Raw genomic sequence first — 23352 nt, 5'->3', positions numbered from 1 at the left:
TCAAGGGTGGACAACTGCGGCTGTTCGGGCAGGTGGTGGGGGCGCCAGCGGGTCACTTGAGGCCGGTGCCGGCGATGCCCTCGACGATGCGGCGCTGGAAGAGTGCGAACACCGCGAGCAGCGGGACGGCGCCGAGCACGGCGGAGGCCATGAGCTGGGCGTACGGGACGCCGAAGACGTCCTGGACGGAGGTCAGTCCGACGGGCAGCGTCATCATCTCCGGGTCGGTGACGACGAGCAGCGGCCACAGGAAGTTGTTCCACACACCGACGAACACGAAGATCGTCACGGCGGAGACGGCAGGCCGGGAGACCGGCATCACGATCTGCGCGTACGTACGCAGCCAGCCCGCACCGTCTGCACGCGCCGCGTCGATCAGCTCGCGCGGGATCCCGTCGAAGAACTGCTTGAAGACGAAGACGGCGACGACGTTGGGGACCTGGGGCAAAATCACGCCCCAGTAGGTGTTGAGCAGCCCTGCCGACTGCAGAGCGAGGAACTGCGGGATCATCAGAACCTGCCCCGGGACCATGATCCCGGCGAGCAGCAGGACGAACGCGGCGCGGCGCGCCCGGAACCGGGTCTGCGACAGTGCGAACGCCGCCAGCGAGGCCAGTACGACCGTGAACACTGTGGTCAGGACCGAAGTGATGAAGCTGTTCGCGTACCAGTAGGGCAGCTTGCCCGCGTCGAAGATCTCCCCGTACGCGGCGAGCGTCGGATGCGCAGTGAACCACCCGGTCGGGTCGGTGACGACCTCCTGCGCGGGCCGTATCGAGGTGGCGAGCGCCCAGACCAGCGGCACCAGCCACAGCAGCGCGAAAGCGATCAGCACGCCGAGCGCCACCCGGTTGAACAGACGCTCAGCGTCGTAGCGCCGCTTCGGCGGGTCGGCGGCAGCAGCCGGGCGGCGGTCCGTCGCGGGGCGGTCGACGATCGAGGTCATGGTCAGTTCTCCTTCTCGGCGCGGCGGACCAGGGCGAACCAGACGAGGGAGACGAACAGGATCACCACGAACAGCAGCAGCGACACGGTCGAGGCATAGCCCACGCGGCCCTCGACGAAGCCGGTGTCGTAGATCAGCTGGAGCGAGGGGCGGGTGCTGCCGTCGGGGCCGCCGCCCGTCATCATGTAGATCTGGTCGAAGACCTTCAGCGAGGCGATCACCTGCAGAACCGTGACCAGCGTCGTCGTACGGCCCAGCATCGGGACGACGACCAGGCGGATGCGCTGCCAGGGCCCGGCCCCGTCGACCGCGGCGGCCTCGTGCACCTCGCGCGGCACCTCCTGCAGACCGGCCAGGTACAGCACGAAGTTGAAGCCGATGGTCCACCACACGGTGGCCACCGTGATGGACACCATCGCCCAGTCCGGGTCGCCCAGCCAGGACGGCGGGGAGTCCACGCCGAGCGAGGTGGCCACCGACTGGGCCAGGCCCACCTGGTCGGCGTAGATGAACATGAACAGCAGCGACACCACCGCGGACGGCAGCACGAACGGCGCGAAGAAGGCGAACCGGAAGAACCACCGGCCGCGTACGAACCGGTCGGCGAGCAGCGCGAGTACGAGACTGAGCAGCACCAGCGGCACGGTCGTCAGGACCGTGAACCACAGGGTGTTGCGCAGCGTTCGCCAGAACTCGGAATCACCGAGAACCGAGGCGTAGTTGGACCAGCCGGCGAAGTCTCCGAGGCCGCTCTTGAGCAGACTCGTCTCGAAGAACCCGGCGACCACGGCGTAGACCAGCGGTCCCACCAGGAACACCAGATAGAAGAGGGCAAAGGGCAGCAGCATCCCCGGGCCCGCCCAGCGGTCGCCTCGGCTGGATGGCGGGGGAGGAGCGGTCGTCGTGGCCACGGGTCGGCCTTTCGGTCAAGGCGTACGGAATCCAGGGGCGGGTGGAACGGAGCTGAATCGGGGGCGGCTCGATCCGGCCGGTCGCGCCGACGAGGGCCGCACGGGGCGGGTCAGACCGGCGCGGGCCGTGCCGCCAGTTCACGCAGTTCGCGGCGGATCCGTTCGGCGCCCGCCGTGGGGCCGGTGGCCCCGGTGAACACGGAGGTCGCCGCGTCCCCCACCACCTGCTGCAGGGTGCTGCCCGCGCCGCCGTACCAGGCGGCCGGGTCGTAGACCGCGCCGTCGGCGGCCGCGGCGTAGTGCGACTGCGGCACCAGCTCCCGGTAGGTGTGCGAACGCTGCGTCGGCAGCCAGGCCGGCACATGGCCGCCCTCGGCCCACAGGTTGCTGGAGTGCAGCATCGAAGCGATGAACTCCAGTGACATGTCGAGGCGTCGGGCCTTCTCGGAGGGTGCCTTCGGCAGCACGAGGGCGTGCGAGTCCGCAGCGCAGGCGTAGGGGGCGTCCTTGAAGATCCGGGGCAGCGGTCGCATGTCGAACTTCACCTTCGCGGACTTCACCGCGAGGACCTGCCAGACGCCGTCCATCAGGAAGCCGGCCTTGCCGGTGTTGAGGAGGGTGATGGCGCCGCCCTGTCCGTCGGCGGCGGGCGGCACCACCTTCTCCTTGGTGAGACGGCGCATATAGGCGAGCGCCTCGGCGGCGGCCGCCGTGTCGACGACGACCCGCCGGCCCCGGTCGGCGACGAGATCTCCGCCGCCGAGCTGCCGGTACAGCGACCAGAACAGGCGAAACTGGGTGGAGGCATCCTTCACCGAGGCGATCGAACCGCCCCAGGCGCCGGTCACCTCCTTCGCCGCGCGCATCGCGTCGATGAAGGCGTCGGGGCCGTCCAGGTCCGTCAATCGGCCCTGCCTGTCGAGGAGTCCAGCCTTCTCGGCGATGTCCGTACGGAAGTACAGCACGAACGGATGCGTGTCGATCGGCACGGCGTGCAGCACGCCGTCGACCTGCGACTTCCCCCAGGGGCGTGCGTCGAAGCGGTCGGGGGTGAGTCCGTGCCGGGCCAGATCCGCGCTGTGCAACTCGGTGAGCAGACCCGCCTCGACCAGCGTGGGCACCTTCGACAGATGGGTGACCGCGACCTGCGGAGGGCGGCCTCCGAGCGTGGCGAGGGTCAGCTTCGTGTAGTAGGGGTTGCCCCACAGGAAGGTCGCCGATCTCAGGTCGACCGATCGGTGTGTGGAGCGGAAGACCTGCTGCATGGCCAGCATCCGCTCGCCGTCGCCGCCAGTGAACGGATTCCAGAAGTTCAGCCGGTCCGGCTCGGGTGCGCCGCCGGTGAACCCCTGCGCCAGCGTGCTGCCGCAGCCGGCGGCGGCGAGCGCGGTGGCGCCCGTCGCGCCGAGTGCCAGCGTCCCGCGCAGCACGCGGCGGCGGGACGGGACGGGGGACGGAGGGGGCGGTATGCGGTCCCGCATGGGCAAGTGTCCTTCCACGGCAGATGTGGAGTACAACGTTGGAATAGGGGGCATCGGAAGCCGCGCTGCTGGGCTGTCCGTTGCGGTTACAACGTTGTATCCGGCGCGTAATGCGGCGTCAACACCTCGGCAGGAACTTCCTGCGGTGGATGGACCGGGCGAGTTCGGCAGCCGATCATTTCAACGTTGGAACATGGCGTACGCTCCAGGTGTCGAGGGAGGGAGGACCGCGTGGCAGGCAGTCGCCTGAAGGACGTCGCGGAGCGCGCCGGGGTGTCGATCAAAACGGTGTCGAACGTGGTCCGCGGCGAGGCGAAAGTCGCTGACCGGACCCGCGAGAGGGTCCTGCGCGTCATCGCGGAGCTGGACTACCAGCCGAACGCCTCGGCCCGCCACTTGCGCACCGGACGCAGCGGCATCATCGCGCTCGCCGTCCCGGAGCTCGTGTCGCCCTACTTCGCAGAGCTGGCCGCACAGGTCATCGCGGCCGCGAAGAAGCGGAGCTGCACCGTACTCATCGAGGACACCGGTGGCGACCCGGCGGAGGAGTTGCGCATCGCCTGCGGGCTCAGTGATCCGCTCATCGACGGGGTCCTGCTCAGCCCGCTCCGGCTGGACGAGCAGGTCCTCGGTTCCCGTGAACGTCGCGTCCCACTGGTCCTGTTGGGTGAGCGGTCCTACGAGATCCCCGCCGACCACGTACTGATCGACAACGCGGCCGCTGCCCGCGAGGCCACCGACCACCTCCTTTCCCTCGGCCGTCGCCGTGTCGCCGCCATCGGACAGCCCGCCGGGCTCGCCCATGCGACCACGGTCCAGCGCATGCACGGCTACCTGACCGCGCTGCATGCGGCGGGAGTCCCGCACGACCCCCGACTGGTCCCGGACACCCGGGAGTTCACGCGTGGTGCGGGGGCAGAGGCGATGCATGCGCTGCTCGCTCTCGACGATCCGCCCGACGCCGTCTTCTGCTTCAACGACCTGCTGGCCTCGGGCGCGCTGCGCGCCGCGCACGACCACGGCGTACGGGTGCCGCATGACCTGGCTGTGGTCGGCTTCGACGACGTGGAGGAGTCCCGCTACAGCGTGCCGTCCCTGACCACCGTCGCCCCCGACAAGCAGGGCATCGCGGAGCTGGCCGTGGACGCGCTGATGCGCAGGATCGACGCGGGCGCGATGGCGCCGCACTCGCGGCTCACCGCGGGCTACGAGCTGGTGGTGCGGGAGAGCACACGCCCGGCGCCCTGACCGCCAACTGCCGCCGCCCTGCCGCCACCAGTGGTGTCGGCAACACCTGGGCCCGGCCCCGCCGGTGCGGGGCGGGCTCGCGCAAGGAGGGCCCGTCGAAGTCCGCGGCGGCCGCGCCACGGTGTCATCGGCGGCAGCGGCTCACTTCGGATCGGTGGGCTCCGGCGCAGCGTTGGATTCTGCGACGAGCTCCCGGACCATGAGGTTCAGGGTCGCCGGGTTTGATGCAACCGTCGTGCCGCCGGTCCGCGACGTGTGAGTCGCACCCGTCGACAGCCTGATCAGCCCGGCCGGCATGCCCGGCACCACGGCTGGGGGTGACGGGCCGGCACCTACGAACTACCTGCCCCGGCGCGTTGCGCCGCGCAGCCGCTCTCCCGAACGAGCCCATGCCCGTCCCCCGTCCATGTGGGCTACCGGGGCGGTACCCGCTCCGGACTGAACTGGTTCAAGCCGGTCTGGCACCCGTGGCTGGGCAACCGGCCTCGGCTGGGGACAGGAGCGGGCCCCCGTCGTTTGGTGACCAGTGCAGCAAGAGCCGTACAACGAGGGATCGTCACGTACGGTTCTGTGAGGGCCGGGTGCTGAAATATCCCCGGCTTCCTCGCTTCCGGGCAGCCCGTCCGAGTGCTCCTGAGCGCCCCCGGCGCCTCCTATGCGCCTCGCCCGCCGCCTATGCGTCCTGCCGCCCGATGCATGGCACCGCCGGGCCGGAGGCGGTTCAACTGAACCCAGAGAACCCGGAACCGGTCGATTGCACATCACCCACACGGGAGGCGTCCGATGACAACACCTCTGGCCGACTACGCGCAGTTCGCCGGAAAGCGGATCGCGATCGTCGAGCACATGCAGAACCACCCCTTCGTCCTGGGCCTGAAGCAGGCTCAGGAACACGGCCTCGAAGTGTGGCTGCTGACGGGTGACCGGTCCTGGTACACCCACGGGCACGCCTGGGACACGCACCCGTTGGCCATAGTGGACCGGGTGATCGACGTCGACACCACCGACCTCGACGCAGTGCTGGGCGCCGTCACCGGCGAGGACGGCGCGCCCCTGGTGGACGGTCTCACCTCGTTCTCCGACTACCACACCGAGCTTGCGGCGCGCGCCGCGCGCCGCCTCGACCTGCCCGGTCCCGACCCGGATGCCGTGCGCACCGCCAACATCAAGGATCTCCTTCGGGTCGCGCTCGGCGACCAGCCGTTCAACATCCCTCATGTGCTGGTCGGTCACCGGGGCCAGCTCGACGAGGCAGCCCGTCGACTCGGCTTCCCGATGATCGCCAAGCCCCCGGCCGAGGCGATCAGTTACGGGGTGCGCAGGGTCGACGACATGGCCGGGCTCGTCGAGGCGTGGGAGGAGCTCTCCACCGTCCGGCACAGCCTGCGCGGCCAGCCCCGCTCGGGTGACGTCCTGCTGGAGCAGTACGTCGAGGGCGAGGAGGTCAGCGTCGAGACGATGACCGTGGACGGGTACACCCATGTCTTCGGCGTCACCTCCAAGGACCTCTTCGGCGACCCTGCCTATATCGAGTGCGGGCACACCTTCCCCGTACCGCTCCCCGACGACGAACGCGACGAGCTGTACAAGGTGGTCCGCACGACCCTGGAGATGATCGATTACCGGCACGGGCCCTGCCACACGGAGGTCCGGCGCACCGAGTCCGGCTGGCGGATCATCGAGGCCAACCCGCGCACCCCGTCCAGCTGCATGACCATGTTGGTCACCGACGTCACCGGCCGCAGTCCGATCCTGGACGCCTGGCTGCTCACCATCGGCGTCACCCCGCCCATCGAGCCCGTCGTCCACAGCGGCGGCGCCGCCGTCCGCATGATCTACCCCACCCGGCGCGGGACCCTCGCACGCATCGACGGGCTGGAGGCCGCGGCGGCCGTGGAGAACGTCCAGGTGCTGCTGCACGTCGAGAAGGGCGACCACCTGCTCCAGCGCATGGACAACTCCTCCTGCGTCGGCTTCACCTACTGCAACGGCCCCGACCGGGTCGCCGCCCAGGAGCTCGCGGACAAGGCCGCCGACCTACTGGACTTCGTCGTCGAGGAAGAGCTTCGATGAGCCCGTATACGGAACGTGCCGCACCGGCGCGCCCGGACGGCGTACGGGCGGTCGCGAACGCGGCCGTACTGGAGGCGGCGGGCTGGAACTCGCTGCTGGGGGCGGAGGACTTCTTCCAGACCCCCCGGTGGCTCACCGTGCAGGAGCACAACTCCGGTACGGCGATGGACTTCCTGGTACGTGAGCGGGGCGGCGCCCCGCTCGCCGGGCTGGTGACGGCCTGGGCCGACACCTCCGTCGCCTGGCTGCTCGCCCGGCCGGACGCCATGCTGAAGCGCGCTCTGGAGCAGGAGGTTCCCGAGGCGGCCGGTGTGCTGCGCGATATCGCCGGCGGCGCCCCGGACAGCCTGCTGCCCTCCCTGGTATGCGGAGGGCGGCATCTGGGCCGTACCCGGACGCTCGCTTCCGCGGCCGCCACCGAGGACGACCTCGCTGCCCTGCTGGAGAGGGCCGAGGCGATGGCGGCGGACCGGAAAGCGGCGACCGTCTGCTTCCCGCACGTCGACGTACGCGACACCACTCTGGTCGCCCTGCTGGAGCGCCGCGGTTACCGCCACCACCTTTCCGACCACTACGCCTGGCTGGACATTCCGCCGGGCGGCTTCGAGCAGTTCGTCGAGGAGATGAGCGCCCACCGCCGCCGCCGGGTGAGCCTGGAACGCCGGGCGCTCACCGAGGCAGGCGTCGAGGTGAACGTCGAGCCGCTCACCCAGGCGCTGGCCCCTCGCCTCGGGCAACTCGACGCCAACCTCCTGCGCAAGTACGGCAATCCTGCCAGCGACGAGGGCTCCGCCCGCATGATCGGCCGGATCGCCGAGATCATGGGCGACGACGTCCTGGTGTCCGTGGCCCGGCAGCGGGGCACCGTCATCGGCTTCGGCATGGTGCTGCGGTCCCGGGCTCGCGGCGAGGAGCAGTGGTACGGCCACCGCGCCGGGTTCGACTACGAGGCCCAGGGCAGGCTGCCGCTCTACTACGACGTCCTGTACTACCAGGTGCTGGACGCCGCCGCCAAGCAGGGCGCCACCGTCCTGCACGCCGGGATCGGCAGCGTCAAGGCCAAACTGGCCCGCGGCTGTCAGACCAGCGAGCAGCGCTCCTACTTGCTGCGGCTGCCCCGTACGGGAGGCACCGCCGACGACGACCGGGAGACGACCACACGATGAGCGCCGCCACCGACCACCAGGAGAGCGGCGGCTGGAACGCCGCCGTCGGAGCGGGAGTCAACCCCTCCGACCGGCGTGGGGGCACCCTGCGGCTGGTCTCCTCCTCCGACGTCGACTCCCTCGACCCCGCCCGGACCTACTACGTCTGGGTGTGGCTGCTGCAACGCCTGCTCAACCGCACCCTGATGGCCTACCCCACCGACCCGGGCCCGGCCGGCCTGGTCCCCGTACCCGACCTCGCCGAGGAGCCGGGGGTGCCGAGCGACGGCAACCGGACCTGGACCTACCGGCTCCGCGAGGGCGTCCGCTTCGACGACGGCACCCCGGTGACCTCGGCCGACGTACGGTACGCCGTCCAGCGGATCTTCGCCCAGGACGTGCTTCCCGGCGGTCCCACCTATCTGGTGCCGCTCCTGGACGACCCGGACCGCCCGTACGCCGGGCCCTACCGGGACGGCGGCCTGCCCGCCGTACTCACCCCCGACCCGCGCACGATCGTCTTCCGGCTGCGCACCCCGTTCTCCGACTTCGACCATCTGATGGCCCAGCCCTGCGTCGCCCCCGTGCCCCGGCACGCCGACACCGGGGCCCGCTACGGCGAGGACCCGCGCTGCACCGGGCCCTACCGGGTCGCCGCGCACCGGCCGGGAAGCAGACTCCTGCTGGAACGCAACCCCCACTGGGACCGGGCCACCGACCCCGTGCGGCCCGCGCTCCCGGACCGGGTGGACGTCACCATCGGCCTCGACCTGGACGAGATGGACGAGCGGCTGACGGCAGGGGAGTTCGACATCAACCTGGAGGGCCGCGGCCTCCAGCACGCCGCCCAGCACCGCCTGGCCGACGACCCGGTGCTGCGCTCACACACCGACAACCCGAAAACGAGCTTCCTGCACTTCGTCTCCCTCCAGCCGCACATACCGCCCTTCGACAACGTGCACATACGCAGGGCGGTGCACTACGCGGCCGACAAGATCCTGCTCCAGGAGGCCCGCGGCGGTCCGGTCACCGGGGGCGATCTGACCACCGCGCTCTTCCCGCCGCGGCTCCCCGCCCACCAGCCGCTGGACCGCTACCCGACCGGCTCCGATCTGCGCGGCGACCTCGACGCCGCCCGCGCCGAACTCCGGGCCGCCGGGCTGCCCGACGGCTTCGACGCCGTCATCGGCACCCAGCGAGGCAAATTCCGGCTGGTTGCCGACGCGGTCGCGGAGTCCGTCGCCCGGGTCGGCATCCGGCTGACCGTCAAGGAACTGGACGTCGCCACCTACTTCAGCCAGGGCGCCGGCTCCCCGGAGACGATCCGCAAGCACGGGCTCGGCCTGATCGTCACCGACTGGGGCGCCGACTTCCCCACCGAGTACGGCTTCCTGGCCCCCCTGGTGGACGGTCGGCTGATCCGCCCCGGCGGAGGCAACTGGAACATCGCCGAACTCGACGACCCGAAGATCAACGAACTGATCGACACCGGGCTGCACACCGCCGACCCAGGCACCCGCAGCGAACTGTGGCGCGAGGTGGAGCGCCGGGTCATGGACCACGCGGTCATCCTCCCGCTGGTCCACGACAAGACCCTGCACTACCGGGGCCCCCGCGTCACCAACGTCTACGTCCACCCCGCCTTCGGCCTGTACGACATCCAGGCCATGGGCATCACCGATACCCGCACCGACCGGGAGAACGACACCGTATGAACAACGCAGCAGCGGACCTCCGCTTCGTCCCGCTGGACGCCGGCGACACGGCCACGCTGGACGCCTGGCTCCGGCTGACCACGGACGGCGCCGAGGACGTCCCGCTGTCCGCCGCCCCGCCCTGCGTGGCCGACCTGACCGGTTCGGTGCGCTTCGTACCGCCGGGCACCGCCCTGGCCGGCGAGGTCGCCTTCCTCGGCGGGCAGGCCGTCGGCGCGCTCCGTATCGTGCTCCCCGACGGGGCGCCGGTCGCCGTCGTCGACCAGCTGCTGGCCGCGCCGAAGGAGCGCCGCCAGGGGATCGGCACCGCCCTGTTCCGACGGGCCCGCGCCCTGGCCGAACAGCACGGCCGCACCCTCCTGGTCGCCGATCTGGTCCAGGCGCTGCCCGGCGGGCCACCTCGGGACGAGGGCCCGGCCGTGTTCGCGGCGGTGCTGGGCGCCACCCCGTCCGACGGGCCGGAGGGCGTCCACCAGTGGCTCGACCTGGACCGGCACGACCCGCTGGCCGACGGCATCCCCGAAGTCCCGGCCGGCTACCGGCTCCAGCGGTGGGGGACCGTCACGCCCGACGCGTTCGCGATCGCCGTGTCCGAACTCGGCCAGTCGCTCGGCGAGAGCCGGCCGGAGACCTGGGACCAGGGGCCCGAGGCGATCCGTACCAGTCATGTGCGGCGTTACGAGCGGATGCGGGTGGGCCGTGGACGGCGCGCCTACCATGTCGGCGCCGTCCACGAGGAGACCGGCGAGCTCGCCGGCTTCACCAGCGTGTCCAAGACCACCGGCAATACGGAGTACGCCCTCCAGGGCATGACCGTGGTGGCCCCCGCCCACCGGGGCCACCACCTGGGTCTGCTGCTCAAGCTCGCCAACCTCGCCCATGTACGTGAATACGAGCCCCGGGTGCGGCTGATCGAGACGGCCAACGCCGACGACAACCACCCGATGATCGCCCTCAACGCGGCCATGGGCTTTGTCCCTCAGGAGCGCTGGGTCTCCTGGGAGGTGCCGGTCGACCCGGCCGGCTGAGCGCCCGGCGGCAGCCCCCCGCCTGCCTCGGGGACGCGAGGGGGGCGGGGGGCTGCCCCGCCCGTACGCTCGCGCAGGAAGCGCGGCAGCCAGCCCGTGCCGAGCAGCACCCCGGCGACCACGGCGACCCCACCGGCCACCGCCCATCCGGTGGGCCGCTCGTCCAGCGCCAGCCAGGCACCCGCCATGCCGACCACCGGTACCAGCATCGAGAACGGCGCCACCACACCGGCCGGGTAGCGCTTGAGCAGCGCCGTCCAGATTCCGGAGCCCACGACGCTGCCCAGCACCGCGATGTAGACGAGCGCGACCAGGCCTGGCCAGCCGTCGGGGCCGAACGCCGACCCCAGCGCCCGCCACCCCGTGGCCGGCCCCTCCATCACGGCCGACAGCGCCAGCAGTGGCAGCGGCGGGATCACCGCCATCCACAGTGCGAAACGCAAGGGGTACTGGGGCTTCGCCTGCCGGCTCGCCAGGTTGCCGACCGCCCAGCCGAGCGCCGCCAGCACGGTCAGTACCAGCGGCAGCAGCGGTGCCGTCCGCGCCCGGTCCACCGCGATCACGGCCATCCCCAGCACCGCCAGCCCGATCCCGGTCAGCTGCCGCCCGGTGACCTGCTCGCGTAGCAGCAGGGCCCCCAGCAGTACGGTGAACGGCGCCGACGCCTGCACCACCACGGACGCCAGACCCGACGGCATGCCCTGCTCGATGGCGAGGAACAGCAGTCCGAACTGGGCGACGCCGAAGCCCAGTCCGTATCCGAGCAGCCAGCGCAGCGGCACCCCCGGACGCGGCACGAACAGGACCACCGGCACCGCCAGCACCAGATAGCGCAGCGCTGCCAGGAAGAACGGCGGGAAGTGGTCGAGGCCGACTCGCACCGCAAGGAAGTTCAGCCCCCAGAGCACGGCCACCAGCACGGCCAGCGACCGGTCCCGGTGGGTCACCGGGAGGTACCGGAGAGCAGACCGGACTCGATGACGCGGCCGCCCAAGCCCCGCAGGAACTGCCCGTCGCCGATGAGCTTCTGATCGTCGGCGCACTGCTGGAGCACCAGCGTGTACCGGATGCCGTCGGCGTCCTCCAGCAGCCAGCAGAACATCATCACCCCGGGGCACGAACCCCCCTTGAACACCGCGCGGGGCCAGCGGGCCGAATCGATCGGGATCCCCGGGTACGCCGTCAGGATGGCGTCGACGCCCCCGCTCGCGTCCCGTATCCCGTCCTTCACCAGCGCGCCCAGCACCCGTGCCACGTCCCAGGCGCTCATGTGCCAGTCCAGACCCAACTGGTGTACGACCGGACCGAGATCGGATCCGCGTACGGTCATCGGGCCGGCGATCCGCTCCAGCAGGTGCCTGCGACCCGCCTCGCCGGAGCCCACCCACTCGGCCCGCAGCTCCGGTGCGCCCCAGCCGATCTCGAAGAGCTCATGGCTCGTCAGAAACGGCCGCAGCAGCGACGGGTCGCTGTGCCCGGCGTTCGCCACGGCCCGCTCCACCGCTTCCCGGCCCAGCAGGTCCTGAATCAGGTCGGCGGCGGTGTTGTCGCTCATCGCGATCATCTTGTACGCCGTCTCGCGCACCGACACCCGGGAGCCGTCCGGCAGCTCCTGCATGTCACCGGTGGGCAGGCTGCGCAGGGCCGGAGTGATCGCCACCTCGTCGTCCCACCGCACGGTGCCGGCGGCCACCGCCTCCGCCAGTGCCCGCATCAGATACAGCTTGTACGAGGAGCCGTTGGGCATCGGCCGGTCGGCGTCCTTGGCGTAGAGCGTCTCGGCCACCCCGCCGGCCACCCGGGTCACCAGCGCCGACCAGGTCACCCCCGGCTGCTCCAGCGCCCGCACCAGGTCGCCCCACGCGCGCACCGGCGGCGTCACCACCTCCGGGCCCAGATGCAGTACCCGGATCAGCCCGGTGGAGTCGAGCGTCAGCGACAACGTGGAGCGGACACCCGCCGGCCCTTCCAGGGTCACCCACGACTTGTGGGCCACCGGCTGATAGTCGCTGACGGTGAACGGGCCCAGATCGCGCCACTGTTCGAGCGTCGCCGCGAAACCCTGTGGATGCCGGGTGAGGAAGACGGGGACGAAGTTCCCGACCAGGTCCTCGTCCCGGGGCGCCTCGAGGGTGGTGAGCAGCTCCACCGCCCAGCGGGTGCGCCGCCCGAGGGGAGTGCCGTCCCCGTCGAGCGCGGCCTGCGCGTCCGGGCGGACGGAGGCGTCGGAACCGGGCAGATCAATCATCATCGCTCCTCGACGGCCGTTGCCGACCGATGGTGTCAGTCCTCGGTGACAGTGATGGCCGTGCACGGGCAGAGTTCGGCACACAGCCGTACGGTCTCGTGCAGTTCGGGCGGTGGCTCGGCCAGGAGCAGGACCACGGTGCCGCTGTCCGGGTCCTGGTCGAAGACCCGCGGCTCCGTCGCCGCGCACCGGCCCATCGCGCAGCAGGCATCCGTGTCCACGGCCACGGCCAGCCGGCCGGCACTCACCAGGTCACCGGCAGCGCGCCGAGCCCGTAACTGGACACCTCGTGCCGGAAGTCCAGTTCCTCGAACGGGACGGCGAGCCGGGCGCCCGGCATCCACCGCAGCACGGCGGCCAGGATCTCCTCCAGCTCCACCTTGGCCAGCCACTGGCCCAGGCACTGGTGGATTCCGTGACCGAAGGCCAGATGGCGGCGGGCGTCCCGGTGCGGGTCCAGGGTGTCGGGGGAGGGGAAGACGGACTCGTCGCGGTTGCCCGCCGACAGTGACACGACCACGCCCTCGCCGGCCCGGATCGTCACATCGCCCAACTCCACGTCCTCCAGCGCCGCACGGGCAAGCCCGTTCTGCACGATGGAGTGGTAGCGCAGCAACTCCTCGACCGCCTTGGGCAGCAGCTCCCGGTCCTTGGCCAGCGCGTCGGCCAGGCCCTGATCGGTGACCAGGCTCAGCAGGCCGAGGCTGGCCTGGCTGGTCGTTGTCCCGTGCCCGGCGACCAGCAGCAGCCGGCACATCGGGACCATCTCCTCGACGGTCAGACTGCCCTTGCGCACCTGGTCGACGACCAGCCGGCTCACCAAGCCGTCGCCCGGATCCGGCATCCGCATGCGCTCTTCGACCACCTCGCGCAGCAGGCCGTCCAGCTCGTCGCGGGCGGCGGCGACCTGCTCGGGCCGGTATCCGCGGTCGATGAGGACCCCGGCCCGGCTCTCGATCAGCTCGCGCTGCTCGTCGGAGACGCCGAACAGCAGGGCGATCACCCGGGACGGCACCGGGATCGTCAGACCGCGCACCAGGTCCACCGGGCGCTCGCCCCTGACCAGCTCGCCCAGCATCTCGTCCAGGTGCTCCCGCAGTACCGGCCGCATCGCCTCGGCCCTGCCGTGCAGGAAGTCACGGGTGAGCATGGACCGCAGCCGCGTGTGGTCGGGGTCGTCCATGCGGATGAAGGAGGCGGTGTGGGGCTTGTCCCGCACCAGGACGGACGTGGTCGTCATCATCGGGAAGCCGGGGGCGCTGGTCACCGCAGTGAACCTGCGGTCCGCGAGTACCGCGCGGACGTGCGGATGCGCCGTCACCAGCCACACCTGGCTGCCGTCCCACATCGTGATGCGGCTCGCGGCGGGGCCGGACCTCAGCAGGGCGAGCGGCGGTGGCGGATCGATCGGGGAGACGCGCTCCATCGGGTAGGACGGCGCGGCCGTCACCTTCGGGGATGCTGCGTCCTGCGTCATGGGTCCCACCTATCGCTGCACGGGCATGCCGACGTGAAGTAGCGGCCCCATCCTCACCGCCCGCCCCGGACCTCCCCTACGGGGCGGCCCGACCCGCATAACCAGTCGCGCACGCACATAACAACGGCCACCGGAGGCCGTTCACCGGGCGTCAGCTCACTGGTACGGTCGGCGCGCCGCACCGTCGGACGCTTTTCGGCCGGGTTGCCGGTCCGGCCCACCACCCCCCGAGAACGAGGACCACATGAGTTCATCGCTACAGGGACAAGTCGCACTCGTCACAGGCGCCGGCTCAGGAATCGGCCGGGCCACCGCACGCGCGCTGGCCGCAGCCGGAGCCTCTGTCGCCCTCGCCGCCCGCCGCGTCGACCGCCTCGAAGCACTGCGCAGCGAACTGGAGGCGAAGGGCGCCGCAGTCCAGGTGCTCGACCTGGACGTCACCGACGAGCAGGCCGTGGCCGCCGCCGTTCGCTCCACCGTCGACACGCTCGGCCGACTCGACATCCTGGTGAACAACGCCGGACTGATGCTGCTGGGGCCGGTGGAGAACGCCGACACCACCGACTGGGTCCGGATGATGGACACCAATGTCATGGGCCTGATGTACATGACCCACGCAGCCCTCCCGGAACTGATCAGGAACCAGGGCACAGTCGTCCAGATCTCGTCCATCGCCGCCCGCGTCGTCGGACGCGGCAGCGCCGTCTACAACGCCAGCAAGTTCGCCGTCAACGGCTTCAGCGAGGGGCTGCGCCAGGAGGTCACCGAGCGCGGAGTACGCGTGGTGGTCATCGAGCCGGGCACCGTGGAGACCGAACTGCGCGACCACATCACGCACGCCCCCTCCAAGGCGGCGATCACCGAACGAGTGGCCAAAATACGCCAGTTGCAGAGCGAGGACATCGCCGACGCGGTCCTGTACGCCGTCACTGCGCCCCCGCACGCCACGGTCAACGAGATCTTCATCCGCCCCACCGACCAGGCCTGAACCACCACCTTCCCGGCGGGCGCCGCACTGCGCGGCGCCCGCCGTCGCGCTGTCCGGGGCCGCTTTTAGCGAGAGGAGCGAGAGGAGAGAACGCCTGCCTAACGTGAGCCGCAACAGGCCGTCACAGGTGAAGAAGAGGCGTCATCCATAACCGTAAGGAAGCCGTCCGTGCCTTCTGCGATACACGTGCCCTCCGTTCCCGACCGGTTGACGCGGTTGCCCTTCTCGCGTCCGGATCTGCGGCTGCTGGACGCGATCGGACAGTGCGGTGACCTCCCCGAAGCCGCCCGCAGGTCGGGCCTGAGAGCGGCAGCCGCCCAGCGTCGGCTCGACCGGCTGGACCAGGCCACCGGGCTGGGGCTGACGCTGCGCGGCGCCCGTACCGCGAGGCTGAGCTCGGACGGCGCCCGGGTGCTCGTGGCCGGCCGGCGGTTCTTCCGCCAGGTCGACCAGGCCGTGCAGACCGAGATCTACGGGCGCGGCACCGAGGCGCTGAACGCACCCCGCATCCTGAACATCGCCACCGCCGAACCGTTGATGGAGGACCTGGTGGAGGATGCGGCCGACACGCTGGGCATCCTCCTCTCGGTCAGTCACGACACACCCCACCAGGTGCTCCGGCAGCTCGCCGGGTACCGGGTGGACGCCGCGCACACCTGGGGCCTGAACACCCTCTCCCACGCGGTCGACCGCACCGTGCGCACGTACGACGTCCTGGACGACCCGCTCTGGGTGACGCTGCCCCTAGGGCACCCGCTGGCGCGCCGTGAAACCGTCTCCCTCGCCGACCTGCGTGACGACAACTGGGTGTCCGAGGCCGGGCCCCAGGCCGAGGTCCTGGTGAGCCGGGTCTACCAGCTGGCCGGTCTCACCCCGCCCGCCCGCATCCAGGTCACCGGGGCGTCGGTGGCCCGGGGGATGCTGCGGCGCGGAGACGCCATCGGCCTCGGCTCCCCGGCGTGCCCGGCCGTGTTCGCCCCCTCGCTGGTACGCCGCTCGCTGGTGGAGCGGCCCCGGCGGGCCGCCGGACTTCTGGTCGATCCCACCGTCGTCCCCGGTGCACTGGCCCAGCAGTTGGCTGCGCTGCTCACCGCCCGCTGCCTGAGCAGGTTCACCCAGCACCACGGGGACATGCTGTGCGATCCGTGGTGGGCCGACTGGCTGGGCGGGCAGCGAGCGTTGCTGGAGCGGCGCACCGACGCCGCACGCAGCCTCCAGGCCCCGCCGGCACTGCCCGACGAGTCGGTCCAGGTCGATGTGGAGGACCTCCATCTGCTGCGCGCGGTGTCCGACCACGGCAGCATCAACCGCGCCGCGGCCGTGCTCTCCATAAGCCAGTCGGCTCTCACCCGTCGCATCCATCGGCTCGAACTCCGGCTTGGTGCACGGCTGTTGCTGCGTAGCTCACGCGGTACGAACCTGACGGCGCCGACCCGGCAGTTCCTGGCCCGGCTGGCCGGTTTCGAGGCCGAACTCCACGCGGTGGGCCTCACGGGCGCGGGGGACGCCCTGCCGCCGGCGGAGCCGGGCGGCAGCACGCAGCGCCGCACGCACCGGGGCGGCGCGGTGCGGCCGGGGCGGGCCGTGCCCGAACGGACAGCGGTGCGGCCCGCCGTCGCCGGCCGGAACTGACAGCGGGGGCGGCCGGCGGATGAGGTCCGCCGGCTGCCCCAGGGGTGTCAGCGGGCGCCCAGCGCCACGTAGTCGTACATCCCGAAGGACCCCGTGACGAACACGTTGCGGGCGTCCGGGTGACGGTAGAGCAGCGAGCGTGGATAGAGGTAGGGCACGATCACGGCGTGGTCCATGGTCAGCCGGTCGATGCGGTGCCAGATGGCCGCGCGTTCCTCCAGGTCGCTGCTGACGGCACCCCGGTCGAGCAGGGCGTTGATCTCCGGATCGTCCAGCTCGCCCATGTTCTGGTTGCCGCGCTCCTTGATCGCGCGCCCGTCGACGATCTGCTGGAAGAAGCCGTATCCGTCGGGGAAGTCGGCCCCCCACCCGAACATGATGATTCCGATGCCGTGCTCGCGCAGGTACGCGGGGCTGCCGCCGTAGCGGTCGAAGTAGTCGCCGGACGGGAAGTCCAGCACCTCGGCCTCGATGCCGACGCGGGCCAGCCCGGCCGAGAGCGCCTCGGCCGCACGGTACTCCTTGAGGCGGTCCTTGCGGGCCGCGATCTTCGTACGGAAGCCGTCCGGCAGGCCGGCCAGGGCCAGTTCGGCGCGGGCCGCCTCCAGGTCCCCGGTGCCGTCCTCGCCGACCGGGTAGCGGTCGAAGGGCTGGTAGCCGTCGATGGTCGGCGGAAGGATCGTGGTGGCGATGTCACCGCCGACGGGGCCTCCGTACGCCGCCTGCATGGCCGCCTTGTCCGTGGCGAACTGCACCGCGCGCCGGCAGTGCACGTTGTCGAACGGGGCGATCCGGCTGGACAGGCAGTAGATCCAGGTGAAGCCGGTCAGTGGGTTGTCGGCGTTGGCCCGCAGCGCTGGGTCGGCCAGGATGCGTTCCTGGACAGCGGGCTGCACGCCGAATCCCGCGAGGTCGATGTGCGCCTCACCGGAGAGCAGCATCAGGTCCACCTCGTGCGGGTCCTTGCCCAGGTGCACCTCGATGCGCTCGGCCCGTTGCCGGCGTACGGGGTCGGTCGCCGGGTCCCAGTACGGATTGCGCTCCAGGACCACGAGTTCCCCCCGCTCGTAGGAGGCGACACGGTACGGACCGGTCGCCACGGGACCGAGCCGGTAGCCGATGCCGCTGTCGCGGGCCCGGGGGACCGGGGTGGTGCTCGGCATGGTGGCCAGCAGGTCCATGCCGGCGAAAGGCTCGGCCAGCCTCAGGACCAGGGTGCGGTCGTCGGGGGTCTCCACGGTGAGCGGGCCGTCCACCTCGGGTTCGCGCCAGGGGCCGCCGTAGTCGGTGCCCAGCAGGTGGCGGAAGTAGGTGGGGCCGACGCCCAGCACGTCCGTACCGTAGTTGCTCCTGGCGATCGCGTACTTGACGTCCGCCGAGACGACGGGTGTGCCGTCCTCGTAGCGCAGGCCCGGGCGCAGCCGGTACGTCCAGGTCCGCCCACCGTCAGAGGCCTCACCGAGCGACTCGGCCAGGTCGGGGACCAGCCGCTGGCCGTCCTTGCCGGGCGCGGCGTCGAAGGTGACCAGGGTCCGGCCGATCAGGCGCAAGAAGTTCCAGGTGTAGGCGTAGTACGTGTTGCCGGGGTCGAGCGAGTCGAAGTCGTCGGTGCGCACCAGGCGGAGGGTTCCGCCCAGCGTGTCGGTCGGGGCGACCACGCCGTCGACGGCGGCGTCGAAGCCGGTGGTGCCCGACTGTTCGGTCTCCATGTCCCAGCCCTTCTCGCGGTGATTTCCGCGCCATTCTGCGGGTGTGCGGGGCCACGGGGCGGGGCGGGGAAGCGTGGGCGCATAGCCGACGGCGGGTCGGTATAGCGGGAGAGCTCGGTGAGAGGTGGTGGAGAGTCCCGGCTGATTGGCTCGCGTCCCCCCACGCGCGAAGCGGACGCCCGCTTCCCCCACGCGCGACGCGGGCGTCCGGACGAGAGGCGAGCAAAACGTGTCCCGAAGAAAGAAATGGCATATACCAGTCGTAACCGTCGCGGCTGCGGCATTGCTGGCGGGCTACCCGTCGGTGTCGATGGCCAAAACCCCCACCCCACCCCCGGGAGCCGCCCAGGGGTGGTCCCAGAAGGACGAGGCGGACGCCGCCGAGCCCGGCCCGGCCGAGCTCCCCGAGGCCGTACCTGCCGGCGACCGAGCGGCACTGCTCGGCTCCGGCTACCGCACCTCCGACGACCTGGCCTGGACCACCTCGGGCGACGCCACCGGCTTCCATGTCATGGTCGCCGCCGCCGATGACGGCTACCGCTGGCGGACCGCGGCGACCCTGTCCGAGCCCGGTTTCGACACCGACACCTGGATCGGCAACGCCTGCGTCACCGCCTCCGGCAAGCGCGCCGCAGTCACCTACGCGCCCCGTACCTTCACCAACAAGCCCGCGCTGATGGCCCGTGGGGCCTTCACCGCGATCGTCGACCTGACGAACGGCGCGGTCACCAAGATCCCCGTCCAGTCCAGCCTGAGCTACTTCTCGCCCGGCTGCGGAAGCACGGAGAAGGCGGTCTTCTCGCAGTTCTCCGACGACGAATCGGAGCGCAACGAGACCCGTCTCGTCGGCGTGGACACCGCGAGCGGCAAGGCAGCGAAGTCGCTGAAGCTGCCCGGCCAAATCACCTCCGCCGTTCCCCTCGCCGGCGGTTACGCCGCCGCACAGGGTGCCCGTCTGGTCCGCGTCGCCGCCTCCGGCAACGTGCGCGTCGCCGCCCGTACGGCAGCGGTCCCCTTCCAGCTCACGGCTGCCGCGGACGGCTCGGTCGTCTACATCGACCGGCCCGGCACCAACGGGGCCGCGAAGACCAAGGCCGTCACCGAGCGGGCCGAGGTCCGGCGCGCCCCGGCCTCGCTCTTCGGCACCGCCGCCAAGGCCACCGGAACCACCCAGCGCCTGGCCACCGGCGCACTCACCGACTTCGACCTGGCACGCTCCGCCCGCACCGGCACGGTGTACGTCACCGGCAAGGCCAAGGCGGCCGGCACCCTGCCCGCGTCCGTGCGCATGCCCGCAGGTGTGGCCAAGGACGCGGTCCTGTCCACCAGGGGCGACGCCGCCGTCACCACCGCGTGGGCCGACGGCAAGGACTCCCGGATCTCCCCGCAGGAGGCTGCCTCGGCGCGGACCGCCCGGACCGAGATGACGCTCCTGGACACCGGACGCAGCGTCACCCTGGACGCCCGGCCCGGTACGACGGTCGGCTCGACTGCGAAGACAGCGGCCGGCCTCGCCACCTCTCCGGCACTCACCCGCGGCACCGCTGCGGCGGCAACCCCCAAGCTCGCCGCCGCTTCACCGACCAACCCCGTCGAGGACGAGCGCTACTGCTCCGTGCCCCGCGGAGACGTCCGCAAGCAGGCCTTCCAGCCCACCCCGCGCCAGGTCGAGTGGGCGGTGGACCAGGCCGTGGTCGGGAAACTCAACACGCACGTCTCCCGCGCCGCCAACTGGAAGAACACCGGGATGTCGGCCTACCAGCCGCAGTCCCTCTTCCCCCTCAAGACCATGGCGGGCGACCCCAACGGAACACCTGACGCGGCCGACGGATACAACATTCCCGCGCAGGTGATGCTGGGCGTCACCGCCCAGGAATCCAACATGTGGCAGGCCACCAGGTTCGCCGTGCCGGGTGTCACGGCGAACACCCTGATCGGCAACTACTACGGCATCAGCCACGGTTCCGACGGCGAGACTCCGGATCCGTGGGCCATCGACTGGGCCGACTCCGACTGTGGTTACGGCATCGTCCAGGTGACCGACGGCATGCGCATGGCCGGCCACGAGAAGCCCGGCGAGACCGCGTTGTCCGTGCAGAAGCAGGAGGCCGTCGCCCTCGACTACACCGCCAACATCGCCGCGGGCGTCAACATTCTCGTGGACAAGTGGAACCAGACGTACAGCGCCGGGATGACCGTCAACGACGGCGGACCGGAGTACATCGAGAACTGGTTCTTCGCGCTCTGGGCGTACAACTCAGGCTTCTACCCCCAGTCCAGCGCCGGGTCGCACGGCGGCCACTGGGGCGTCGGCTACACCAACAACCCGGCCAACGCGCTGTGGAAGGCCAACCGCACCCCGTTCCTGGAGAATTCGGGGGGCGGGGACGACTACTCCCACGCCGCCCACCCGCAGGACTGGCCCTACCAGGAGAAGGTGATCGGCTGGGCCGCCCGCCCGATCTCGGCGATGTTCGCCCCGGGCGACTTCCAGCCCGGCTACCGCGCCGCCTGGTGGACGGACCCGATGTTCCGCACCACGGCAAAGCCGCCGGTCGGGACGTTCTGCGACTCCTCCAACAACTGCGATCCCAGCAAGATCAAGGACAACGACACCGACACCAACGGGGCGTGCCAGCTCAACAACCCGGCGGACGAGTTCTTCCTGCACTGCTGGTGGAACAAGAAAATCACCTGGAAGAACTGCGAGTCCGCGGCGACCTGCGGATTTGCTCTGCACCGCTTCGACGCCACCTATCCCGAACAGCCCGACGGCAACGCCTACCCGCCCCGGTGCTCCAGCGGGCTGCCCTCCGGTACGTATGTGATCGACGACGTGGCTTCGGGCGTCACCCCGGCCGGTTCGTCCGGGCGAAGTTGCGGGGCGACGACCTCGCCGGGCACCTTCGGCTTCACCTTCTCGGCCGACGGCGCCAACTACCCGGGCAAGATCGACACCCATCAGATCGGGGCCGGTTACGGCAACCACTTCTGGTTCTCGCACACCAGGAACCAGTCGACCTCCGAGGGCGCCCGGATGCGCACGACCGGCACCTGGACCCTTACCAACGGCATGACCGGCTGGGCCCGGGTCTGGGTGCACCTCCCCGACCACGGAGCCCATACCCGGCAGGCGTCCTACACCATCTCCGGAACCAACAGCACCAGCCCGGTACGGGTGCACCCGCAGCGCGTCGGTGAGAACAAGTGGGTCTCCCTCGGGGTGTTCCAGTTCACCAGCGCCCCGAAGGTCGTGCTCTCCACGCACGCGGCCGACGGCAACGGGTCCGAGGACGTCGCATGGGATGCCGCCGGCTTCCAGCCGCTGTCGGCCAAGCCCAAGGACATGGTCGTCGCGATGGGCGACTCCTACTCCTCGGGCGAGGGCGCCTCGGCCGCAGGCGGCGTCGACTACTACAAGGAGACCAACTACCGCGACCCCAGCAACCCCTCCACCCGGGACGCCTGCCACCGCTCGACCAAGGCATGGTCCCGCCAGGCCACGATCCCGGGTCGTTCGGCGTCCGTGGGATCCCTGGACGACAGCCGGTCCGCGGCCATGGACTACCATCTCGTCGCCTGCTCCGGCGCCCGCACGTACAACATCGCGAGCGCCGGCGAGAACGGCGAACTACCCCAGCTCTCCAAGGGCTACCTCGACCAGAACACCACGCTGGTGACCCTCTCCGTCGGCGGCAACGACGCCCGGTTCGCCTACATCATCCAAAAGTGCATCTTCGGCGGCATCGGCTGGCCGACGCTGTGCCAGAACCAGACGTTCGAGGACGACGACTCCCAAGTGGACGATGCGGCCTACCAGGGGCTGGACATCGGCGTGGCGGCCGAGCGCCTGGCCAAGGAGCGGGTGCGGCCGGCCATCACCGACGCCCTCAAGAAGATCCAGGCGAAGGCACCCAACGCCAAGATCGTCCTGATGGGGTACCCGCCTCTGCTGGAGGGGGCGGGGCAGTGCATCCCCGGCATCGGCACCGAGGAGGCCCCCTGGCTGAACAGCATGGCCAGCACCCTCGCCACCGAGATGCAGGGCGCCGTGGACGACGCCAAGACCGCCGGCGCCAAGGCCTGGTACTCCAACCCCGCCCAGAATTTCGCGGGCAAGGCTGTCTGCGGTGACCCCGAACAGGTCCACGGCATCGTGCTGGACCTGGTGGAGAGCGACGAGCCGCAGATCGACTGGCCGATCCTGCAACTCGGAGCCTCCGCTCAGTCCTTCCATCCGAAGGTCGGAGGAGCCCGGCTGTATGCGGACTCCCTGGAGCGGACGATGGGAGGCATGGGTCTCTGACCCGTGACACCCGACGGGCCCTCCCCACCCGGGGAGGGCCCTGGTCCCTTCTGACATCGGCGTCGTACCGGAGGTGAGCGATGAGACGGGTTTCCCGCCGCGATGACATCGCGGCGGCCTTGGTGCTGCTCCTGCTGGACGCTGTCCTGCTGGCCGTTCTGGTCTTCGGGGTGATGATCTCCGGGGGCCTGACGGGCCGTCCGGACCGGGCCGCGGCCGGCCGTGAGGCCTCCGGGGCCGCGCTGGTCTGCCTGGTCGTCCTGCTGGTTTCCGGCGGCATCGCGACCGCTGTGCGGGCCTGGGCCACCGCGGCGGTGCAGGTGATCGTGCTGGGAGGCGCCGCAGCCCTCGCCTGGACGGGATTCGGTCCGTGACACACCGCCGCGCTCCCCGGCGTCGGTGCCGGGGGGGGCGGGGGCGGGGGGCGGGGGGGGGGGAGGGGCGG

Annotated in this window: 17 protein-coding genes; 9 read left to right on the top strand and 8 right to left on the bottom strand. The window is 71.0% G+C overall.

The window, feature by feature from the left end; genetic code table 11:
• Positions 1-52 precede the first annotated feature (52 nt).
• The 3 genes from ACFWBQ_RS36620 to ACFWBQ_RS36610 all read right to left on the bottom strand — a co-directional run bounded on the left by ACFWBQ_RS36620 (position 53) and on the right by ACFWBQ_RS36610 (position 3338).
• Complete coding sequence (locus ACFWBQ_RS36620; protein WP_385507721.1) at positions 53-946, bottom strand: carbohydrate ABC transporter permease; 894 nt, start codon at positions 944-946, stop codon at positions 53-55.
• Positions 947-948: 2 nt separating this feature from the next.
• A complete protein-coding gene (locus ACFWBQ_RS36615; RefSeq protein ID WP_385507719.1) occupies positions 949-1794 on the bottom strand; it encodes a carbohydrate ABC transporter permease in 846 nt (281 codons plus the stop codon).
• Positions 1795-1967: 173 nt separating this feature from the next.
• Positions 1968-3338 carry an extracellular solute-binding protein gene (locus tag ACFWBQ_RS36610; protein ID WP_385507715.1) on the bottom strand — a complete coding sequence of 457 codons (1371 nt, stop codon included), beginning with the start codon at positions 3336-3338 and terminating at the stop codon, positions 1968-1970.
• Positions 3339-3569: 231 nt separating this feature from the next.
• Between ACFWBQ_RS36610 and ACFWBQ_RS36605 the strand changes: the two genes are divergently transcribed.
• The 5 genes from ACFWBQ_RS36605 to ACFWBQ_RS36585 all read left to right on the top strand — a co-directional run bounded on the left by ACFWBQ_RS36605 (position 3570) and on the right by ACFWBQ_RS36585 (position 10547).
• Entirely contained in the window at positions 3570-4586 is a 1017-nt protein-coding gene (locus ACFWBQ_RS36605) for a LacI family DNA-binding transcriptional regulator (protein ID WP_385507711.1), read from the top strand.
• Positions 4587-5369: 783 nt separating this feature from the next.
• Positions 5370-6659 (top strand): ATP-grasp domain-containing protein, encoded by a 1290-nt coding sequence (locus ACFWBQ_RS36600; RefSeq protein ID WP_385507708.1) that lies wholly within the window; start codon positions 5370-5372, stop codon positions 6657-6659.
• Positions 6656-7825, top strand: a complete 1170-nt coding sequence (locus ACFWBQ_RS36595; protein ID WP_385507705.1) for a GNAT family N-acetyltransferase — start codon at positions 6656-6658, stop codon at positions 7823-7825. The genes ACFWBQ_RS36600 and ACFWBQ_RS36595 overlap by 4 nt, the downstream gene beginning before the upstream one ends.
• The gene (locus ACFWBQ_RS36590) at positions 7822-9519 is read left to right on the top strand and encodes an ABC transporter substrate-binding protein (protein ID WP_385507702.1); all 1698 of its coding nucleotides are present in this window, start codon (positions 7822-7824) and stop codon (positions 9517-9519) included. Before ACFWBQ_RS36595 ends, ACFWBQ_RS36590 begins: the two co-directional genes overlap by 4 nt.
• Complete coding sequence (locus ACFWBQ_RS36585) at positions 9516-10547, top strand: GNAT family N-acetyltransferase (protein WP_385507697.1); 1032 nt, start codon at positions 9516-9518, stop codon at positions 10545-10547. Before ACFWBQ_RS36590 ends, ACFWBQ_RS36585 begins: the two co-directional genes overlap by 4 nt.
• On the opposite strand, the gene ACFWBQ_RS36580 is transcribed toward ACFWBQ_RS36585, so the two are convergent.
• Genes ACFWBQ_RS36580 through ACFWBQ_RS36565 form a run of 4 tightly spaced genes read right to left on the bottom strand, consistent with a single transcriptional unit; the run spans position 10499 to position 14272 of the window.
• Positions 10499-11494 (bottom strand): EamA family transporter, encoded by a 996-nt coding sequence (locus tag ACFWBQ_RS36580; RefSeq protein ID WP_385507695.1) that lies wholly within the window; start codon positions 11492-11494, stop codon positions 10499-10501. The genes ACFWBQ_RS36585 and ACFWBQ_RS36580 overlap by 49 nt on opposite strands.
• Positions 11491-12795, bottom strand: coding sequence for a serine hydrolase (locus ACFWBQ_RS36575; protein ID WP_385507693.1), 1305 nt, complete (start codon positions 12793-12795; stop codon positions 11491-11493). Before ACFWBQ_RS36575 ends, ACFWBQ_RS36580 begins: the two co-directional genes overlap by 4 nt.
• 35 nt (positions 12796-12830) lie before the next feature.
• Positions 12831-13043 carry a ferredoxin gene (locus tag ACFWBQ_RS36570; protein ID WP_385507689.1) on the bottom strand — a complete coding sequence of 71 codons (213 nt, stop codon included), beginning with the start codon at positions 13041-13043 and terminating at the stop codon, positions 12831-12833.
• Positions 13040-14272 carry a cytochrome P450 gene (locus ACFWBQ_RS36565; protein ID WP_385507686.1) on the bottom strand — a complete coding sequence of 411 codons (1233 nt, stop codon included), beginning with the start codon at positions 14270-14272 and terminating at the stop codon, positions 13040-13042. The genes ACFWBQ_RS36570 and ACFWBQ_RS36565 overlap by 4 nt, the downstream gene beginning before the upstream one ends.
• Before the next feature lie 244 nt (positions 14273-14516).
• On the opposite strand from ACFWBQ_RS36565, the gene ACFWBQ_RS36560 reads away from it, so the two are divergent.
• The gene (locus ACFWBQ_RS36560; protein ID WP_385507683.1) at positions 14517-15260 is read left to right on the top strand and encodes an SDR family NAD(P)-dependent oxidoreductase; all 744 of its coding nucleotides are present in this window, start codon (positions 14517-14519) and stop codon (positions 15258-15260) included.
• A 168-nt stretch (positions 15261-15428) separates the two neighbouring features.
• Complete coding sequence (locus ACFWBQ_RS36555) at positions 15429-16892, top strand: LysR family transcriptional regulator (RefSeq protein WP_385507681.1); 1464 nt, start codon at positions 15429-15431, stop codon at positions 16890-16892.
• 47 nt (positions 16893-16939) lie between these two features.
• Here ACFWBQ_RS36555 and ACFWBQ_RS36550 read toward each other — a convergent pair whose 3' ends face one another.
• Positions 16940-18601 carry an ABC transporter substrate-binding protein gene (locus ACFWBQ_RS36550; RefSeq protein ID WP_385507677.1) on the bottom strand — a complete coding sequence of 554 codons (1662 nt, stop codon included), beginning with the start codon at positions 18599-18601 and terminating at the stop codon, positions 16940-16942.
• A 310-nt stretch (positions 18602-18911) separates the two neighbouring features.
• On the opposite strand from ACFWBQ_RS36550, the gene ACFWBQ_RS36545 reads away from it, so the two are divergent.
• Complete coding sequence (locus ACFWBQ_RS36545; RefSeq protein ID WP_385507674.1) at positions 18912-22907, top strand: NocE; 3996 nt, start codon at positions 18912-18914, stop codon at positions 22905-22907.
• A gap of 80 nt (positions 22908-22987) precedes the next feature.
• Positions 22988-23281, top strand: coding sequence for a transporter (locus ACFWBQ_RS36540; RefSeq protein ID WP_385507671.1), 294 nt, complete (start codon positions 22988-22990; stop codon positions 23279-23281).
• Positions 23282-23352: the final 71 nt, after the last annotated feature.

Origin of the sequence: Streptomyces sp. NPDC060035, assembly GCF_042736635.1 — a bacterium.
In the GTDB taxonomy this organism is placed as follows: domain Bacteria; phylum Actinomycetota; class Actinomycetes; order Streptomycetales; family Streptomycetaceae; genus Streptomyces.
This window is presented reverse-complemented; position numbering and strand designations above follow the sequence as displayed.

Excerpts from the sequence above, each read along its gene's own strand:
- ACFWBQ_RS36620 (WP_385507721.1), bottom strand. The coding sequence starts at position 946 with ATGACCTCGATCGTCGACCGCCCCGCGACGGACCGCCGCCCGGCTGCT.
- ACFWBQ_RS36615 (WP_385507719.1), bottom strand. The coding sequence starts at position 1,794 with ATGCTGCTGCCCTTTGCCCTCTTCTATCTGGTGTTCCTGGTGGGACCG.
- ACFWBQ_RS36610 (WP_385507715.1), bottom strand. The coding sequence starts at position 3,338 with ATGCGGGACCGCATACCGCCCCCTCCGTCCCCCGTCCCGTCCCGCCGC.
- ACFWBQ_RS36600 (WP_385507708.1), top strand. The coding sequence starts at position 5,370 with ATGACAACACCTCTGGCCGACTACGCGCAGTTCGCCGGAAAGCGGATC.
- ACFWBQ_RS36595 (WP_385507705.1), top strand. The coding sequence starts at position 6,656 with ATGAGCCCGTATACGGAACGTGCCGCACCGGCGCGCCCGGACGGCGTA.
- ACFWBQ_RS36590 (WP_385507702.1), top strand. The coding sequence starts at position 7,822 with ATGAGCGCCGCCACCGACCACCAGGAGAGCGGCGGCTGGAACGCCGCC.
- ACFWBQ_RS36585 (WP_385507697.1), top strand. The coding sequence starts at position 9,516 with ATGAACAACGCAGCAGCGGACCTCCGCTTCGTCCCGCTGGACGCCGGC.
- ACFWBQ_RS36575 (WP_385507693.1), bottom strand. The coding sequence starts at position 12,795 with ATGATTGATCTGCCCGGTTCCGACGCCTCCGTCCGCCCGGACGCGCAG.
- ACFWBQ_RS36565 (WP_385507686.1), bottom strand. The coding sequence starts at position 14,272 with ATGACGCAGGACGCAGCATCCCCGAAGGTGACGGCCGCGCCGTCCTAC.
- ACFWBQ_RS36560 (WP_385507683.1), top strand. The coding sequence starts at position 14,517 with ATGAGTTCATCGCTACAGGGACAAGTCGCACTCGTCACAGGCGCCGGC.
- ACFWBQ_RS36550 (WP_385507677.1), bottom strand. The coding sequence starts at position 18,601 with ATGGAGACCGAACAGTCGGGCACCACCGGCTTCGACGCCGCCGTCGAC.
- ACFWBQ_RS36545 (WP_385507674.1), top strand. The coding sequence starts at position 18,912 with ATGGCCAAAACCCCCACCCCACCCCCGGGAGCCGCCCAGGGGTGGTCC.
- ACFWBQ_RS36540 (WP_385507671.1), top strand. The coding sequence starts at position 22,988 with ATGAGACGGGTTTCCCGCCGCGATGACATCGCGGCGGCCTTGGTGCTG.